This window comes from Bacillus sp. GbtcB14 (genome assembly GCF_019091205.1).
Classification (GTDB): Bacteria; Bacillota; Bacilli; order Bacillales; family Bacillaceae_G; genus Bacillus_A; species Bacillus_A cereus_AG.
This window is the reverse complement of record NZ_JAGXJT010000014.1, coordinates 1-17,786: the sequence shown is the minus strand read 5'-3', so window position 1 is coordinate 17,786 and position 17,786 is coordinate 1. Positions and strand designations below refer to the sequence as shown.

The following is a 17,786-nucleotide window of genomic DNA, read 5'->3' as shown; positions in this document are numbered from 1 at the left end:
GTTTTTTGATTTAATGAAAGTAAGTGAATATATGTGAAGGTAGGGGGAATAGTTATGAAAGTGACAAGAGGGAATGTTAAATGAAGTGTGTAATTTTTACATACTTATTTATTCTGTTATTAAAAAAATATAAAGAATATAAGGGGAAGTTATTTGTATTATGAAAAAGAAAAAAGAAGCATATTATGTACATGTATATACGCTTAGAGACAAAAGTACAAAATCGATAAAAATAGAACCATGGCGCTCATTGAAAGAGGAAATGAATGTTTTGGGTCTTAAGGACAGTGATATTTTTCAAATTCAAATGGTATGGTACGATCCAAACAAAGATGATAAAAAGAAATGAAGTAAAATGGAACACGAAAAGTCCAATTTTATTTTTTAGGTGTAAATAAGGCTTGTTTTTTTAAAATCGTATTGCTATAATATAAACGTAATAAGATTTAACAATAAAATAAAAAATTAATCAGTTCGCATATAAGAGAAGACCTCAATATGCGCCATGTCCTTAGGGGACGTGTGCGTGTATTGGGGTCTTTTTGCGTTTTGCGAGCAAAAAACACCCGGAGGTGCAGGAATTATGTTGAATTGGTTGTCTGCAAAACTTATGACAACACCGGTAGGAGATTTTCTGCTGGCAAAAACTAGTTTTGAGAAAGGTCTTACTGGGCACACCAGTGGTACAGATGCTACCACTGTACAAAAAAGCATGAATACCCTTGTAACAACATTAATTGGTTTTGGGGGGATTTGGGTAGCGGCTTGCGTTGTATTTGCAGCTATTAAACTATCTGGTGCACAAGGGAAAAACCCTGAAAACCGTACACAAGCCATGATTGGTTTGGCTTGTGCGGCAATTGGAGGCTTTGTCATGATCAAAGCATACGACATCGCTGCTTGGGTTACAAAAATTTAACATAAGAGTTTATAAAAGCTCTCCTCTATTTGGGGAGAGCTTCTCTTATATAAGGGAGGAAACAAAATGAGAAAGGTTACCGTTCCTGTTGATATGACTTCGGAACAAAAAACGCTGTTAGGTGTGCTGAGCAAACGCCAATTGATTTATCTTTTAGGTGGAGGAGCATCCCTTTATTTATATGTACCATTCTTATGGCGGCTATTTGCACCTTTTAATGCGGCAGTAGCATTTTTTATTTGCTTAATTTTAGCAATACCAACAGTAGTAGTTGTAATAACGTTTGCTTTTATTTATAAAGAAAAACAACACATGTATTTAGACAAATTTTTACTTATCAAAATGCGTAGCCGTTCTGAAAAAGGCAAGTGGAGAAAAGGGTATGAGCCAATTACATGGGTAAAGGAGAATTTATAGATGTTAGAAATGATATATTTTGCACTGGTAGCCATTGTAGGGTTTTTCTTTTATCGGAAAATGAATGGAAAACCGCTATTTAGTTTTAAGAAAAAGGGCAAAAGTCAGAACGGGGTAGAGAAACGTACTGCTGAAAAAAATGGAAAGAAAAATAAAAAGAATACGCCTGCTACAGAGGAAATTGATGAGGATAATGTGGATTTCTTTAGTGCTTTTGTAGAAGACATTAAGGAAGTTGAAAATCATATGATTCGTTATCATGATGATACGTTTGTCCTAATCGCTGAGGCACACCCAGTAAACTATTACCTGCTTTCTAATGCGGAACAAGAAGCGATTGATATCAAAATTGAATCCTGGTTAACCACATTAGAGTTTAATACGAAGGTATATATCCAAAGTAAGTTTGTAGATTTAACAGATCCTGTACGAAAAATGACAGAAACAATGAAAGGTGCGAAGGACCTTACACCAGAGACAGTACTTTATGGGCAAGAAGTTATCGACAACTTAGAGTACTGGCAACGTTCGCAGCCTCGATATGAGCAAAAGCGATATTTAATTTATCCATACAAAGTGGATATTAGTACGATTACAGCTGATACAGAGGATGAATTGGAAGAAAAGATTGTAGATAAAGCGTTTAACGAATTATATCGTCGTTATAATGCTTCCCGAAATCTACTATCGAAAGCAAAAATTAGTGTAGAAATGTTAACGAAAGATAAATTAATAGAACTCTTATACGTAGCGTTTAACCGTCGTAAAGCGGTGAAAGCACGTTTCCAAGATTTAATTGAAAATGAGAACTTCTCTCTGTATTCAACAGGTGACACAAATGAGAGAAAACTAGAGTTAATGAAGAAAGTTCTAGCGGAAGAAAAAGCTGAAAAATCAAATAACGGGGTGGCATAAGTATGAAATTGTTTGGAAAGAAGAAAAAAGAAAAAAAGAAGTTAGAAGCTGAAAAGAATGACGAATTGGAACTAGAGGAGGAAGGGTACGAACAAGAAGAAGTTCCGCCTCAAATAGACAATCAAACAACTGTGTTTGATGTCATTGCCCCAGAAGGAATGAAAATTGATTCAGAAGACTATGGGGTAATTAAGCAGTCTTTGGGAAGTAATACTTTCTTCCGTCCATTTTATATTCCACGTGATGGATACCCTCGTATGATGCAGACCAATTGGCTGAACATGTTAACTTCAGCTGGAGAGGTTGATGTCATGATTGATATTCATAAAGAGCCAAAAGCAAAAGCGATGCGATCGTTAGATATGCAGCTGACAATGTTACGTTCGAACCTTTCTTTCCAACGTACACGCGGAAATATTGACCAGGAAAAAGACTTAGATGCAAAAATTCAGGATACAAACAATCTAATGGATGAAATTCAATTTAATGAAAATGACTCCTATATGGTAAGTACGATGGCGGTTGCGTATGCTGATTCAAAGAAAGAATTAGATGTTTTATGTGAGTATATTGAAGATGAAATGCAAGCATCTCACTTTAAGATAGCGAGCACTTGGAATCGTGTGAAGAGTGGCTTAAAAGCGGTTATGCCATTAGGTGCACCAAATACTCTGCAAGATACATACCGAAATATCGATAGACGTGCTCTATGTACATTTGCCCCCTTTGTATCAGGATCCGGAAGATTTAACGGTGGTATACCAATAGGAAAAAACAAAATAACTGGACAAGTAGAATTTTTAAATTCATTTGGTAACGCAGATTATCGTCCACCAAACTATAACATTGGTGTGACAGGGATTTCAGGTTCCGGTAAAAGTTTACTTTTAAAAATGAAGCTAGCTCGTGAAACATCACTTGCAGATACACATGCGATGATCATAGATCCAGAGGGTGGTGCGACACGTTCCTAAGTGAAAAGCTTAGGCATTGTCGAACTTACAGTTCAACAGTGAACTGTCATTCCAAGAAGTCAAATGATAGGGTAACGCCTTGAAGGGCTTCCTTTAATACTCCGACATGCAGTGAAGTTAGCAAGAACTGAACTGTATGAAGCTCGGTGAAGTCGGTTGAGAGTTACCGTAATCCTATAGGATACGAAAGTCACTCAGAGGTGGGTGGTGTAACCTATAAACCGGAAGTCTATAAATTACCTATGGTTAGTATGCACTATGAACCAATAGAGTATGGTATGTGCGGACGAATCTCTGATGGTACGGGTCTATATCGGAAGTAAGTCGAAAGGCTTACTGACACAATTAGTGTCGCTACTGTGGATGAGTAAAACTCGCCTTTATGAAAGTCCATATATTGTTACAGGCAATATCAAGGTAGCAGGCTCATAGGAGAAACCTAACGGTATATGCACAGATAGGAATGACGGAACGTGGTAAGCTGTCAACACTGAGGGCTTGCTTCCGATGAAGTGGTTCTAGGGAAAACAATTGTAAATTGTATAACCTAGGTTTATGACAGTGAAAGTGGTGGCACAGTACCTATGAAACGTGTAATGAACGTGGAGGGATAGCCACTAGTCGATTGAAAACTGACTGTTACTTATGGTTGACATGGTTTCGAGTAAGACTAAAGAGATGTAAACCTCCAGTAAATAAGGGGAGGTTACAGCCCATGTTAAAGAAAACTAAACTAAGGCACAGTGAATATTACGACATGCAAAGAAAGTATGATGAGTTATATTCTAATAGCCTTAATGGTAACAATTTCTATAAATTAATTGATATTATCGGTTCGGAAGAAAATATTAGATTAGCATACCGCAACATCAAAACTAATAAGGGGAGTAACACGGCTGGAGTTGACAATTTAACCATTAAAGATATTTGGCACCTAAACGATACAAAGATTATTCATGAAGTTAGGAAACGATTAAATAACTATCAACCACAAGCAGTTAAAAGAGTCCTTATCCCAAAAGAGGGCAGTGATAAGAAGCGACCCCTGGGGATTCCAACAATTTGGGACAGATTAGTACAACAATCTATCCTCCAAGTATTGGAACCTATTTGTGAAGCTAAGTTTCATAACCATAGTTATGGATTTAGACCGAACAGAAGTACTCACCATGCACTCAGTAGAGTTGTAAGTCTTATTTACATAGGTCACCAACACTACTGTGTTGATATTCACATTAAGGGGTTCTTTGATAATGTATGCCACAAAAAGCTATTAAGGCAAATGTGGACTCTGGGAATAAGAGACAAATCACTTCTATGTGTTATTTCAAAAATCCTTAAATCTGAGATAGAAGGAGAGGGTATTCCCAATAAGGGTACTCCGCAAGGAGGAATTATTTCTCCTTTACTTTCCAACATTGTTCTAAATGAACTTGATTGGTGGATAAGTAGCCAATGGGAAACCTACAAACCTCACAGAATCTCTACTCGGCATTTAGGGTTTCGACAATATGCTAGGAAGTACACGAATCTAAAATGTGGTTATGTAGTGAGATACGCGGATGACTTCAAAATAATGTGTCGGACTTATGATGAAGCACAACGCTTTTATCATGCGACAGTTGATTTTCTCAAATCCCGCTTGGGATTAGAAATTAACCCCAAAAAGTCCAAAGTGGTTAATCTCAAGAAAAACTCGTCAGTTTTCCTTGGATTCAAAATCAAAGTGGTTAAACAAGGTAAAGCTAAATTTGGATATATTGCAAAAACCAGTATGTCCGACAAAGCTATTACAAAAGCTAAAAGACAACTAAAAGAACGAATCAAAGGAATTCAAAAGGAGCCCACTTCAGAGAAAGTTACTCAATTTAATTCAACCCTTCTTGGTATACAAAATTACTTTAAATATGCGGTTACAATTTACATGGATTTAACGGAGGTAAATTACTCTCTGCGAAGAGTCATAAGAACCAGACTTAGAAACAATATGAAGCACATGAAGTTCTGTGAAACATCTGTGAATTTTAAAAGGAAGACCAAAGGAATACAACCTAACACTAAGATTTACGTTGTACAGAACACTCCACTCTTACCAGTTACAGGAATACATCATAAAAACCCGTGGAATTTCTCGCAGGTTATCTGTAACTATACGGAAACGGGGCGTAATAAAGTACATAGTAATCTTAAGGCAATACCTAAGGATGTTCTCAACCAAGTTATGAGGACTTATTCGAAGAATAAAAGTATTGAGTACAACGATAATAGGATATCAAAATACGTTGCTCAATATGGTAAGTGTTATGTAACTGGTGAGGAAATTGGTATTGAACGTGTTCATTGTCATCACATTGTTCCCATTAAACAAGGTGGGGATGACAAGTACAACAACTTGGTAATTGTAGATTGGTTTATACACAAACTGATTCACATGACGAATCTTAATAAGATTACACATTACCTTCGGTCTTTTAAACTTAACAAGAAACAAATGGATAAACTGAATGTGCTAAGAACTAAAGCTGGAAATGAACCGATAGTAACATAATTTGATTTTAAAGTCAGTTGGAAACGATGGAACGCCGTATGCTAGGAAACTAGCACGTACGGTGTGAGGTGGGGGAAAAGGTGGAGATTACATCAAAGCCTTACCTATCATCATAATTCGTAAAAATCACCAAACGATTAGGTGGTATTAACTTAAATATTTCACCAGAAAGTAATATCATTATTAATCCTTGTGCAATTGCAGTAACAGAACTTCAGATTACGGATAAAGATGAAGAGCTAGAAGCGCTTGAACAATATGACAAGAAAGAACTCGTTGAGCGTGATGGCGTTAAGTATGTAAGATTTGTACCTATTTTAGAGAAAATCAATGAAATACTAGGCTTCTTTGACATTATTATTCGCGGACAAGATTTTGATCAACCAGGATTAAATGTATTCCAGCGCACAATGTTAGAAGATGCGATTCGTGAAGTATTCAGTAAACATGGTATCACTTCTCACCCTTCATCTTTATATACGGATGAAGTGAAGAAGGTAGACGGACAATTAATTCAGTCTCAAGTGAGAAAGCCAGAGCCAGAGTTAAAAGAAATTTATGATGTGATAGTGGAAAACCATGGAGACGATGTGAAAGCAGAAGAGTTAATTGCTGCGATTCGTCCGTTCTTACGTGATGGTTCAAAACCATTATTTGATGGACAAAGTAATTTTGGACGCGGTGTAGAAACACAGTTAAATGAATCACGTGTTGTTAATTTTAATATTAGTCATTTAGAAGAGGGATTCTTAAAGCCAATCGCCTTCCACGTTATCCTGAACTATATTTGGGAGCATTGGATTAAGAGTCCAGAACACGCTATCAAACGAAAAGTGTTATATGTGGATGAGATGTGGCAGTTTATCGACTATGAACAAACGGTTAACTTCTTAGAAAAAGTAGCACGTCGTTCACGTAAAAGAAATGCCGGTATGTGTTGGGCAAGTCAGGACTTTGTTCGTATTTTAGAAAATGTGAAAGCACGTGGTATCTTGCAATCTACTTTCTCTTATTTCTTCTTAGAACAAAATAAGATTGATAAGAAAAAAATCCAAGAGAACTTTAACTTAACTGCTGGAGAGCTTGACATTATTCTCAACAATCCAGGGAAAGGTGAAGGGATTTTCCGCATAGGAGATAGTTCGGTTTGGATTCAAACAGATCCATCAGATAAAGAAATGATGTTCATTGAATCAAATGAAGCGGTACTACAAGAGCTTTTAAATAACATGAAGAAAGTACAAGGGTATGCAGGATAATAGCGTACCTTTGAAAAGGAAGGTGAAATTATGCTTGATAAGATAATAGGATGGGTTGGCGGCTTAATTGTTTCTATGGTCAAGACCTTTCTTTCTCCAATCTATAAATTAATTGATTCTATCCCCGATTTAATTTTTGGTGGGGATAGTGCAAAATTAAATTTTTTATTTAAAGACGATACAGCTGGGAGTGTATTAAATACGGGATTACCAGTCATGTTTAAATTTGCAGCCTTTTTAGTCTTAGTCAGTGCTGTAATTGCTGGAGCAAAGTATTCAGCTGCTGCCATTAATCCAACAAATCGAACATATATCATTGAATATGCGAAGGATTTAATGATCGTTTCTATTTGTATATGGCATTTAGATTTCTTCTATAACATTGTATTTGATATTAATACTTGGGTAGCATCGGAGTTTAAAAGAGCAATAGGAGAACAATCGCTAGATGTTTTTAAACCAGGTCAGACAATTGCCGAATTGTCTATGGATAAAAATAAGGATGATTATTTATTTCAAATTTTTGCGATGTTGATTGAAGTAGGATTATCACTTTGGGCAAACTTCTTCTATTTAATGCGGGCGGTATCTCTTTATATTTTGATGTTAATGGGACCGGTTATGGTCGGTATGTGGCTATTTCCGCAAAAGAAACAACAAACTCTATATTGGATGCGTGAATTTGTTGGTACAGTACTCATACAAGGTATCCATGCGATTACTATATGGTTGATTTTTGTACTAGTAGGCAAATCAGATAATACCATTATTAAATTAATCTTATTTGCTATGTTTATTCCTATAGGTGAAATTGTAAAAGGATTCATTGGTTTAAGTACAAATACGGTGGGAGCAGTAAATAGAGCAGGTACAATGCTTGGAATGGGTGCCTTAGCAAGTATGGCGGGCATCATTAAAGGAATACGTGATGACCATCGTAGTAATAAAGAGAAGACAAAAGCTAGAAAAGAAGGCGAGGAAGATAAAAAAGAAGATGCTGATAATCCTAAAAATGCGTTAGGAGCCAATTTAGGAACAGATATAGGTACAACATCTCGTGCAGCTCGTATGTTAAAAGCAGGTCAAATTGGAAGCATGGTTGGAAAAGCAACGGGTGGACTCGCAGGATTAGCAATGGGCGCAGGACTTGGACCAGAAGGAATGGCAGTAGGAACATTTGCTGGAAGTAAAGCAGGTGGTGTTCCTGGTGCAGTAGCTGGAAGAACATTAGCAGCTGGAGTTGAAGGAGTTACTAGTGCTGGGAAGCATATTGGTTCCAGTGTGAAGAAAGGTCTAGATACGTATAAAGGGTTAAATGGAGAACAATATCCAGAGTTAACAGATGAAGATATTGCACAAGACTTAGCTACGAAAGATTTTGAAAATTGGAAAGCGGATAATCCTGATTCTGCAGTTGCGAGTCGTTTAAAACAAGCATTCCCTGGTGCATCCGATGCAGAGATTGCAAAAAAAGTAGCAAAAACAAATAGTGATCAAATGTCTCATTTCAAAAATCAGCGAAAACAAGATTTACAAAATATGAAGAAAAATGCTACACCATATGGAAACGCTAGAGATTTAGTTAACGCTGCAACTAACGCATTCCAAAAAGGATATGAGGCAGACCATAAAGATGCGTTTATGAGTCAATTACCAGAAAACATGTCAGCGGAAGAGAAAGAGAAAAAATGGAATGACCATTTAAACTCAAAAGTTCAAGGATTTAGAAATCATGCAGAACAAGCGGCAACAAAGGCTGGAGCAATGCCAGTTGATGCGAAAGATAAGCAAGGCAACAACCTGTTTGATAAGTCCTATGTAAATAAAGATGCCTTTGCTTCTCAACTTGCACTTGGAAAAGTTGGGAAAGCAGTTGAAGGAGTAAAAGGAGAAACACTAGAGAGTGGCCATCAAAATATGGGACAAGTAGACTCACTTGTGGGTGCGTCCACTGCTGCATTTAAAAAGGCATATACAGCAGATCATAAGGCAGGATTCATGAAGCAATTCCCTGCAGATGTACCACAACAAGAAAAAGAGGCTGCATGGAACAAACACTTGAGTCAAAAAGTGCAAGGATTTAAAAATCATGCGCAGAAAGCTGCCGAACAAGCAGGGATTGTGCAACAAAAAGATGGGACTAGCTATGCCAATAAGGAAGCTTTTGCTTCTCAGCTATCGCAACAATTGCAAAACAATCCAAATATAAATGCAATGGGTGTATCTAGTGTATCTGGCATTCAAAAAGCGGTAAATGGTGTAAAAACACATAGTTTAGCAAATGGATATGGAAATCAGAAACAAAAAGGTGTAAGTAATGTCGGGAATTTAGTACAAGCATCTACAGAGTCATTTAAACAAGGATATGCAGCAGAGAACAAAGCAAACTTTATGAAAAACTTGTCTCCAACTATGTCTCAAACGCAAAAAGTAGAAGCTTGGCAATCTCATTTAAATGATAAAGGTAATGAATTTAAAGCAGTCGCTCAGCAAGCGGCGGTACAAGCGGGGGCGATGCCAATACAGGCAAAAGATACGAGTGGTAAGAGTCTACATAATCAATCGTATATTAATAAAGGTGCCTTTGCTTCGCAATTAACGAAAGGTTTACAAAGTCATGCTAGTCTTGGAACAGTGAGTCAACAAGTAGGTTCTGGAATTACTAGTGCGATTCAAGGGGTTCGTTCACACGGTGTTGCGACAGGTGGCGCAATCAATAAAGCTGTATTTGCAGCTACACAAACGCAAGCGAGTATGGCACGTGCAGGGAATCTGTCTGTTTCTGAAATTGAGCGCTCGTATGCGGATGCATCAGCTAGTGTAGCAAATATTTCGCAAAGTGCTGGGAAAATGACGATTCCAACTTCTGCAGTGGGACGTATGACACAGCAAAGTAAGATGGTTGGTGTAAGTATGATGGAAGGTGCCAAACATCTCGTGCATACAAAAGGAATGGAAAATGTATCACAAGCATACTTTAATGCGTCTAGTGCTGTTCAGCAGGCTGGTGGAAATGCAGTACAAAGAGTGATGAGTGGAACTGCAGCTGCCGTTCATACTTCGTTAGGAGGTAACGCAGCAGAACGCCATTACAATGTGACAAAAGGATTAAGCTATGCAGCAGGTGTAATTGGTGGTGTAGGTGCTTATCAAGCAACTGCACGTACGGTAAGCAAACATAATCCTTATAACAAAGCTGTCCAAGCAGAGGCAACAGAAATTCAAGAGATTCTGAAAATGGTACCAACAACAACGGATGCTACTGGAAGACAATCAGTTGCTCAAGGTGCAGTACGTCTTGTTACGACAAATAATAAATCATGGATTGAAGCGAAAGATTCCAGTGGAATGACACAAGTTGTATCTCGTTATGGTAGTGGAGATAGTAGTATTCGTTCGGGACAAGTGGTATATCAAGATTTAAATATTTCAGACGGTCAATTAACACAGCATCGTAATGGTATGAAAGCTATGCCAGCGTATATTCAAGATTCTAGTGGCGGGAAAATTAGTATCAATCGTTCTATCAATATTAATCCAAATCAATTAGTAGGAAATCAAAATCAAAGACCTTTACAACAGAAACCAGTATTTACTGAACCGCCACTTACAGTAAGTCATAAGGTAGACAATGGTCACTTCTATATGTCTGATTTAGACCAAGGGGGATACCAGAATGTGCAAATGGTGGTAGAAAGAGATCGTAGTTATATGGTCGCTACCACAACAGATGGCACAGTGTCACGTATTTCTCCGTTCGGAAAAGGAGATACGCGATTACAAGCAAATCAAAGGATTGAAAGGGTTTGTGAAGTGCAAGATAGCAGTATTAAACCTAGAGAAGAAATCCTAGTAACTCATACACAGGAAGAAGTTGTACGCACAGAGACACATTTGAATTTATCAGAACATGATCCACAAAACCTGATTCCATTTGCGCCAAACCCTCGCCTAGCACAGCGAAGAAGCAGAAATAATGAAAATGGAAAGTATGGAGTGACAAGTCTATGAGTCAAAATCCTAACGATCCAAATAATCAGAAGAAAAGTAACCCTTTAAAAGATGCGACATCTCACTTTATTAAGAAAAAAGGGATGCAGGCAAGTGGGAAAATGGCAAAAATGGCAGGAAAAGCAGGGAGGGCGGCAGCGAAAGCTGCTGCCAAACTGTTAAAAGCTGGTGTAGTGAAAATTGTAGGAGCCATTGTGGGAGCCGTAGGATTACCTGTTGCTTGTATTATGGCTCTTATTATTACGGTGTGTGTTATTTTAGCATCTTTTGTACCATTTACCGATGATGAAAGTAAAACAGAGGAACAAGTGAAAAAGTATATAGAAATTGCAATGGCTCTAAACGCGGATTGGAAAGAGGTTGTCGCTTTTGACATGGCGCGGTATGATAACGATTTGACTGGTAAAGATCCGCATGATGCTATATCATATTTCTTGGATATCCAATATGAAGAATATACGGAAAAAGAGGTATGTGAGGCAGGACCGAATGGTCCTTGTGAAAAAAAGAAAAAGGAGATGCAAAAAACAAAATCTGAAAGTTATTCCGGACCAGATGTAAAAAAGATATTGGGAGATACAGATTTTAAGAAAAAAATAGATGAAATTAATGCAAGCGGAAGTAAAAAGGTAACAGTATCTTCTCACGGTTTAGATAAAGCGATGGAACTTGCAAAATTTAGTGAGAGTCAAAAAGACCGTGCTCGTGAGATATTAGCCGCAGGGATGTTAGAAGGGCTATATGGACATCTTGCTCCTACTACTGGTGGATTTATTGGTGGTATGTGTGTAGGTAATGTGAGTCCTGGTGGAGAGCCTGTTAACCTTAATGCAAAAGTTACAGGATACCTTCCTAAAATTAAAGAAATGGCAGAAAAACATGGTGTTGCTCAATATGTTGGTATTTTGGCTGCCCAAATGATGCAGGAATCAGGTGGAGCAGGAAATGACCCGATGCAGGCTTCAGAGGGGCATTATGGAGACATGAGTCCATCTTGTATAGGTGTAAAGGGGAATGCACGTGTAGGATGTATTAAAGATCCCAACATTTCTATTGAAGCAGGCGTACAAGAATTTAAAGATGTGTTAGCAAAGGCGAATGGAGATATAGCCCTAGCATTACAATCGTATAATTTCGGGTCAGGATTCATTAGCTATGCATTAGCGAAGGGTGGTTATTCAGAAGAAACAGCCATTGAGTTCTCAAGAAGTAAGAATCATTTAAACCCAGCTGGTTGCTCCGATCCAAATAACTTCAGGACAAAGGTTAACGCGTGCTACGGGGATTACACGTACGTTTCTAAAGTTTTGAAGTATTACAAAGATTTAGGGTGTGTGGCAGACGCATCAGGCGAATGGATTTCTGATAAAGGTTGGAAATGGCCAACGAAATCAGGTCGTATTACAGATACGTTTGATGCAGTTCGTGGTGGAAAACAACATAATGCGGTTGATATTGGAGCCATGACTGCTGGAAAAGCTGGAGACCCCGTATGGTCAATGGAAGTAGGTATTGTAACAGCCCAAACAGGAAATGTAAATGGTGGTGGTCTAGGTGTCTATGTAGATCATGGAAATGGTATTGTATCTCGTTACTTACATTTGAGTAAAATATCAGTTGCACCAGGAACTATGGTTACAAAAGGGCAAATTATTGGGGAGATGGGTGGTTCTAACTATAATAAAGATACTGGTTTACTTAATATGAATGGATACGCCGTCCATTTAGATTTCCAAATTCGTATTAACGACCAACCAACGGATCCAATGAAATTCTTTAAGAAAAATGATGATCCGGGGTTATCATCTGGTGGTTCTCCTACAATGGCAAATGCTAAACGACAAAAGGTATTGGAAGAAGCAAAAAAATGGGTTGGACAAGGGAAAGTGAGCTATGTATCCGGTGCTAGAAATCCAGCTGCAGGTAGTGCAGATTGTTCTGGATTCACACAATATGTGTTTAAAACCAGTATAGGTGTCCAGCTAGGAGATTGGACAGGCGCTCAAATTGGACAAGGAAAACAGGTGCCAGATATCGGTCGTGCACAACCAGGAGATTTAATTTTCTATGAAAATCCTAACCATGTATCTATTTATTTAGGGAATCAGAAAATGATTCATATTGGTGATAATAAGGGTGTACAAATTACAGGTCTAAACTATACGGCAAGAGGACAACATATGTCGCAAATCCGTAATGTAATAGACTGATAAGGGACGAGAGTAGATGAAGAAAATAATCAACATTTTATCCAATATGCCTCGTAAGTACTTGGTCATATTGGGGATTATCGTATTAGTGGCAGGTGTTGCCACCTATAATACCATTCATGATTATATGCTGAAATCACAAGTGCAAGAGGAAGAACAAGTAAATCAAGATGAAATCGAGATACTTGGAGATAAACCAAAGGGATTTGATACAAAAGAAGAAGAATATATTGCGAAAACAAAAACTGTAGAGGATTTACTACTAAAAATTTCTAATAGTAGTTATGATGTTCCGTATTTGTTTTCTAAGGCTGGATTTGGTATTGAACCAATGAAAATGACAAGTAATGAACGTATGCTTGCTACAGAAGCTGTTCAAAGATATTTCCTAAAAGGAGATAAGTTTTACAATGCACGTATTACCAAAATTGACCGTGGGAAAAAAGTAGATACATTTCATATAGAGGTTTTAATACAACAGGTAAACTTCTTGGAACCACGACAATTTAAAATTCAGGTAAATCAGTATGCGCAAATTGTAACACCAATTGAACAAATACCACATGGTCAAGAAGAAGTACCTGTGGATTAACTGAAAGATAAGGGTTGTGAATAAAAATCACAACCCTTATTAAAAAATATAAAGAGTACCTAAAAATATTTATTGAATATTCATAATCTTCTGATATAATAAAGTTATGGTTAAATGATATTTATATATATTAGTGAAATGATATAGATGTGGAGGTAAAAAGAATGAGATTATTATTTGGAACCGCAGCAAACTATTTTGCAGGATATTCTTCTGGAAGAGGCTCGGGGCTTTTAGGGACATTATTTGGCTGGGCTTTATTAGTAGGTAGTGGATACCTGTTGATCACAAATTGGGATAGTATCACAGTTTGGATGCACAGTTTAGATATTGTAACAGGATTAGATGGTTATGAAGACATGAGCAATGGATTTATATTCATCTGCTTGCTTGTAAGTGGTTTTATTTTCATGCTATTGTTACCAATCTTCGCAATTATATTAATAGTGGGTGTGGTATTGCTGAATATTGTCATCTGCACAATTGTATTATTAGTATCACCAAGTACATATAAAAAAACTAAAGATGTGGAGAGTGAATGGAAATGAGTACAATTCTAGTTTTAGGTGGTTCAAATGGTAGAACATTAGAGAAATTGGCGAAAAAAAGAGATTGTCAGGTAATTTTTCATGATGGGAAAAATCATGGTGGTGTAAAGAAAACGTTTCGTAGTGTTATAAAAAAATGTGATGTTATTGTAGTGCAGAAAGGTGCATGTGGCCATGTGTCTATTGATGTAGCAAAAGAATACGCAAAGAAGTATGATGTCCCACTTTTATTCAATCAGGGTTTTGGAGGAACAGGTGCGTTAGAGATTGGGTTAAAGCATTTGCAAGCAGCATAAATTAGGTAGTAGGGAATTTTTTTTGATTATATAATCATATAATCCTTATATAAAAATTATAAAGTTAATATTGGAGGCTCTTTAGTTATGAAAATGAGTAATAAAAAATTTATGAAAATCGCTGCAAACCTTGGGATTTCAACAGCTTTATTAACGGGATGCGTAGGAGATCTCGAAGAAAATAATTCACTATCAGTTGACCAAGACACAACTGATAATAAAGAAACACAAAAACAATGTACTTCTAATCAAATAAATGAAAATGAGTGTTTTGAAGAGATGCCAACTGCAGGACCTGTTAAGCACGAAGACAAACAGAATAATCCGAGTGTAGAGCATGATAATGGTTGGAGTTCCGCCTTAGTTCCGTTTGCCGCAGGTGCAGCTGGTATGATGTTAATTAATTCATTAAATAAGAAAAATCCAGGGCAAATTAATAATAATACTAACCATACATATAGACCACCAATGACACAAAAACCTTTACCAGAAGTACCGAAAGAAAAAGAGAAGGAAAAAGGGAGAGGGACAAGTACAAGTGCTGCTACAAGTAGTGGAGGTGCAAATAATTCTACTTCTACAAATAAAAGTGACACGAATAAAAGTAACGCATCTACACCGAAAACAACTAATCCAACTCAACCATCAAAACCATCTTCAACAAGCAAGGTTACTAGTGGTTCTAGTGGTATCGGAAATGCAAAAGCTCCAGCTGGATCTTAATTTATAGGAGGAGACAAAATGTTAGACAATCAACAGCAACAAGAATATATGAAAAAATGGTTTGCTTTATCTGAGCAAGCTTGTACACGTGGTTTTACTTGGCCAAGCTTATTAGAGCATAATGAATGGTGTCAGTATATGTCTACTGGTATCAAAAAAATCAAAAAAGAGGAATATAATAATATTATAGAAGTAACTGAATTAGTAAAAACCATTTTTCAAAAGGTTTATAAATATTTACTAGAAAGTCACGATGGTTTTTTACAATTAAAATTGCCCACCGAATTATGGGAAGTGACTAGAACAAATTATGATGTTTTATTTTCATATTTCACTAGGTTTGATTTCATTGTTGCAAACAATGAAATCAAACTAATAGAAATTAATGCAGACACACCCACCGGCTATTTGGAGCCATCTGTAGCTAATCAAGTATTATGTGATCATCATCAAGTTATAAATCCAAACTGCATAGAAGAGAAGCTAGAAAAAACGTGGTATAAAATTATTACTGATTATGAATTAAAGCCTCATGATGTTATACATTTCACTAGTTATGATTGGCATGAAGAAGACTATCAAACAGTAAAATTTATTCGAGAATATTGCCCTCAGCCCAGTGATTATGTGGGGATACAGAGTATTATAGTTGCAGACGATGGGTTATATACACCAGATGGTGTCAAAATAGAATATTTGTATCGATTATATCCATTAGAGTACTTATTAGAAGATAAGGACTATAGCGGAAAATCAATTGGCCTTATGTTTTTAGATCATATTGCACAGGGGAGAGTGAAAATCATTAATCCTCCTTCAGCATTCTTAATTCAAAATAAAGGTGTACTAGCTCTTATCTGGCAACTTCACGAGCAAAATAAATGGTTTACAGAACAAGAACATAAAATTATAGAAAAGTACTTCTTACCAAGTTATTTCTCAAAGGACAAATTTGAAGAAAATGATATAGATTATGTGAAAAAGGCCACATTTGGAAGGGAAGGCGGTGGTGTTTCCATCATTAATGATGGAAAAGAAGTAGCCGCAGATAAAACGCCTTACTATGAGCAACAACATAAAATTTATCAAAAGTATATAGAAATGCCCGACTGTACTATAGATACGTGGGATGGAGATTATACAGGTAAATTATTAATAGGTTCACATTTAATTGGTGGGGAACCAGCGGGTTTATTTTTAAGAGTGGGTGAAAAGATTACTGGGAATTTATCAATGTTTATTGGAATCACCACAGAATAAAATCAGTTTAATACAATTTGAGTTTTGTACAAAAGCGTTATGATGAAAACTGTTCAAAAGGGGATTGTTTAATGAAAAACAGAAAATTTATTATGAAATTGTCATGTGTTATAGCACTTTCTATGGTAGGAGGATGCACTGGTTTTAACATATCTAGTAAAGAATCAACAGTACAAAATTCTGTTGGGACTAAATCACAATTACCAGCAGAAAGCGATTATTCAAATTCAAGATTTAAGGCAATAAATCTTGATAAATATACACTTGTCTTAATCGATAAACAAACAAAAGTTCAATAGCTAAAAGTAGTTCGAAATGGAGGGTTTGATGGTGGAGTAGATATTGTACCTTTGTTTCAAGCGAATGGTAAACCATATGTAGGTGAAGAAGTAAAAGATAATCGTTTTTCCACAAAAAAGATAGATAAATATACTTTTATTATCACTGATGAAGAAACAAAAGTTCAATATTTGAAAGTAGTTCGAAATGCAGGATTTGATGGTGGAGTTGTAATAGAACCTTTATTAAATCCAGAAGGGGGATTACTTACAACTCAATAAAAATGAATTTCGTAATAAAAGAATTTGTTTAATTACTTGATTTTTGTCGAGAAGGAGCTGGAGTAAATGAACAAGCAAAAACGGATTGAAATTGTGAATGCACTAATTAAATACATTGCAAATAATGATAAAAATACATTCAATGGAAAAGGGTTACTTCACTATAAAGATAGAACAGCTCATTTTGTACTCAATGGTAAATCATTGCGGTTTGTTGATCACTATACAAATGTTTCTATGAATATGACAAGAATTGATTATAAAACGAAAATACAAAAAATGTACTTTTCAAGCGGCGGCACAATGTGGGGATTAGTAAAGGATTTTACACACTACATTTATGGGAATGATAATTCGAACGGATTAAACGGTTATGGAGGATTGTACTGTACGCATTGGGGATGGACAGAAGAAGCGATGAAAAACATGCGTGAGTATGCAAGAGAAATTGGATACTTAAAATCTTAATAAAAGCGCTATTTGTGCGACACGTTTCCCTATAAGTGTATAAACACGAAATGGGAGGGTTATCAATTTGATGACAACAACGGATT

The 17,786-nt window shown here is 36.6% G+C and carries 13 protein-coding genes and 3 pseudogenes; all 16 read left to right on the top strand.

Features of this window, described 5'->3' with window-relative positions; all coding sequences use genetic code 11:
* Nucleotides 1–160: 160 nt before the first annotated feature.
* Nucleotides 161–349: a hypothetical protein gene (locus KVT31_RS25785; protein ID WP_044797362.1), complete on the top strand. Its 189-nt coding sequence runs from the start codon at nucleotides 161–163 to the stop codon at nucleotides 347–349.
* A 234-nt stretch (nucleotides 350–583) separates the two neighbouring features.
* Nucleotides 584–919: a hypothetical protein gene (locus tag KVT31_RS25780; protein ID WP_071722025.1), complete on the top strand. Its 336-nt coding sequence runs from the start codon at nucleotides 584–586 to the stop codon at nucleotides 917–919.
* Nucleotides 920–985: 66 nt separating this feature from the next.
* Nucleotides 986–1,336, top strand: coding sequence for a PrgI family protein (locus KVT31_RS25775; RefSeq protein ID WP_046199528.1), 351 nt, complete (start codon nucleotides 986–988; stop codon nucleotides 1,334–1,336).
* Nucleotides 1,337–2,251 carry a hypothetical protein gene (locus tag KVT31_RS25770; protein ID WP_046199529.1) on the top strand — a complete coding sequence of 305 codons (915 nt, stop codon included), beginning with the start codon at nucleotides 1,337–1,339 and terminating at the stop codon, nucleotides 2,249–2,251. It abuts the gene before it with no gap.
* A gap of 2 nt (nucleotides 2,252–2,253) precedes the next feature.
* A pseudogene (locus KVT31_RS25765) lies at nucleotides 2,254–3,207 on the top strand (VirB4 family type IV secretion system protein); the annotation flags it as partial.
* A 733-nt stretch (nucleotides 3,208–3,940) separates the two neighbouring features.
* A complete protein-coding gene (gene ltrA / locus KVT31_RS25760; protein ID WP_217613657.1) occupies nucleotides 3,941–5,773 on the top strand; it encodes a group II intron reverse transcriptase/maturase in 1,833 nt (610 codons plus the stop codon).
* Between the two features lie 116 nt (nucleotides 5,774–5,889).
* A pseudogene (locus tag KVT31_RS25755) lies at nucleotides 5,890–7,032 on the top strand (VirB4 family type IV secretion system protein); the annotation flags it as partial.
* 30 nt (nucleotides 7,033–7,062) lie between these two features.
* Nucleotides 7,063–11,043 carry a TrbL/VirB6 family protein gene (locus KVT31_RS25750; RefSeq protein WP_000884600.1) on the top strand — a complete coding sequence of 1,327 codons (3,981 nt, stop codon included), beginning with the start codon at nucleotides 7,063–7,065 and terminating at the stop codon, nucleotides 11,041–11,043.
* Nucleotides 11,040–13,253: a lysozyme family protein gene (locus tag KVT31_RS25745; RefSeq protein ID WP_000081395.1), complete on the top strand. Its 2,214-nt coding sequence runs from the start codon at nucleotides 11,040–11,042 to the stop codon at nucleotides 13,251–13,253. Before KVT31_RS25750 ends, KVT31_RS25745 begins: the two co-directional genes overlap by 4 nt.
* Nucleotides 13,254–13,269: 16 nt before the next feature.
* Complete coding sequence (locus tag KVT31_RS25740; RefSeq protein ID WP_033656677.1) at nucleotides 13,270–13,845, top strand: hypothetical protein; 576 nt, start codon at nucleotides 13,270–13,272, stop codon at nucleotides 13,843–13,845.
* A 164-nt stretch (nucleotides 13,846–14,009) separates the two neighbouring features.
* Nucleotides 14,010–14,393, top strand: a complete 384-nt coding sequence (locus tag KVT31_RS25735; protein WP_001237723.1) for a hypothetical protein — start codon at nucleotides 14,010–14,012, stop codon at nucleotides 14,391–14,393.
* On the top strand, nucleotides 14,384–14,689 hold the full coding sequence (locus tag KVT31_RS25730) for a DUF2325 domain-containing protein (protein ID WP_000426064.1): 306 nt from the start codon (nucleotides 14,384–14,386) through the stop codon (nucleotides 14,687–14,689). Before KVT31_RS25735 ends, KVT31_RS25730 begins: the two co-directional genes overlap by 10 nt.
* An 87-nt stretch (nucleotides 14,690–14,776) precedes the next feature.
* Nucleotides 14,777–15,412 carry a hypothetical protein gene (locus tag KVT31_RS25725; protein WP_000784093.1) on the top strand — a complete coding sequence of 212 codons (636 nt, stop codon included), beginning with the start codon at nucleotides 14,777–14,779 and terminating at the stop codon, nucleotides 15,410–15,412.
* A gap of 18 nt (nucleotides 15,413–15,430) precedes the next feature.
* Nucleotides 15,431–16,672: a glutathionylspermidine synthase family protein gene (locus KVT31_RS25720; protein WP_000886565.1), complete on the top strand. Its 1,242-nt coding sequence runs from the start codon at nucleotides 15,431–15,433 to the stop codon at nucleotides 16,670–16,672.
* A gap of 71 nt (nucleotides 16,673–16,743) precedes the next feature.
* Nucleotides 16,744–17,232 (top strand): annotated as a pseudogene (locus KVT31_RS25715) (hypothetical protein).
* Between the two features lie 66 nt (nucleotides 17,233–17,298).
* Nucleotides 17,299–17,700, top strand: a complete 402-nt coding sequence (locus KVT31_RS25710) for a hypothetical protein (RefSeq protein WP_001041411.1) — start codon at nucleotides 17,299–17,301, stop codon at nucleotides 17,698–17,700.
* Nucleotides 17,701–17,786: the final 86 nt, after the last annotated feature.

Coding starts and splice junctions, on each gene's coding strand:
- KVT31_RS25785 (WP_044797362.1), top strand. CDS start 161: ATGAAAAAGAAAAAAGAAGCATATTATGTACATGTATATACGCTTAGA.
- KVT31_RS25780 (WP_071722025.1), top strand. CDS start 584: ATGTTGAATTGGTTGTCTGCAAAACTTATGACAACACCGGTAGGAGAT.
- KVT31_RS25775 (WP_046199528.1), top strand. CDS start 986: ATGAGAAAGGTTACCGTTCCTGTTGATATGACTTCGGAACAAAAAACG.
- KVT31_RS25770 (WP_046199529.1), top strand. CDS start 1,337: ATGTTAGAAATGATATATTTTGCACTGGTAGCCATTGTAGGGTTTTTC.
- ltrA (WP_217613657.1), top strand. CDS start 3,941: ATGTTAAAGAAAACTAAACTAAGGCACAGTGAATATTACGACATGCAA.
- KVT31_RS25750 (WP_000884600.1), top strand. CDS start 7,063: ATGCTTGATAAGATAATAGGATGGGTTGGCGGCTTAATTGTTTCTATG.
- KVT31_RS25745 (WP_000081395.1), top strand. CDS start 11,040: ATGAGTCAAAATCCTAACGATCCAAATAATCAGAAGAAAAGTAACCCT.
- KVT31_RS25740 (WP_033656677.1), top strand. CDS start 13,270: ATGAAGAAAATAATCAACATTTTATCCAATATGCCTCGTAAGTACTTG.
- KVT31_RS25735 (WP_001237723.1), top strand. CDS start 14,010: ATGAGATTATTATTTGGAACCGCAGCAAACTATTTTGCAGGATATTCT.
- KVT31_RS25730 (WP_000426064.1), top strand. CDS start 14,384: ATGGAAATGAGTACAATTCTAGTTTTAGGTGGTTCAAATGGTAGAACA.
- KVT31_RS25725 (WP_000784093.1), top strand. CDS start 14,777: ATGAAAATGAGTAATAAAAAATTTATGAAAATCGCTGCAAACCTTGGG.
- KVT31_RS25720 (WP_000886565.1), top strand. CDS start 15,431: ATGTTAGACAATCAACAGCAACAAGAATATATGAAAAAATGGTTTGCT.
- KVT31_RS25710 (WP_001041411.1), top strand. CDS start 17,299: ATGAACAAGCAAAAACGGATTGAAATTGTGAATGCACTAATTAAATAC.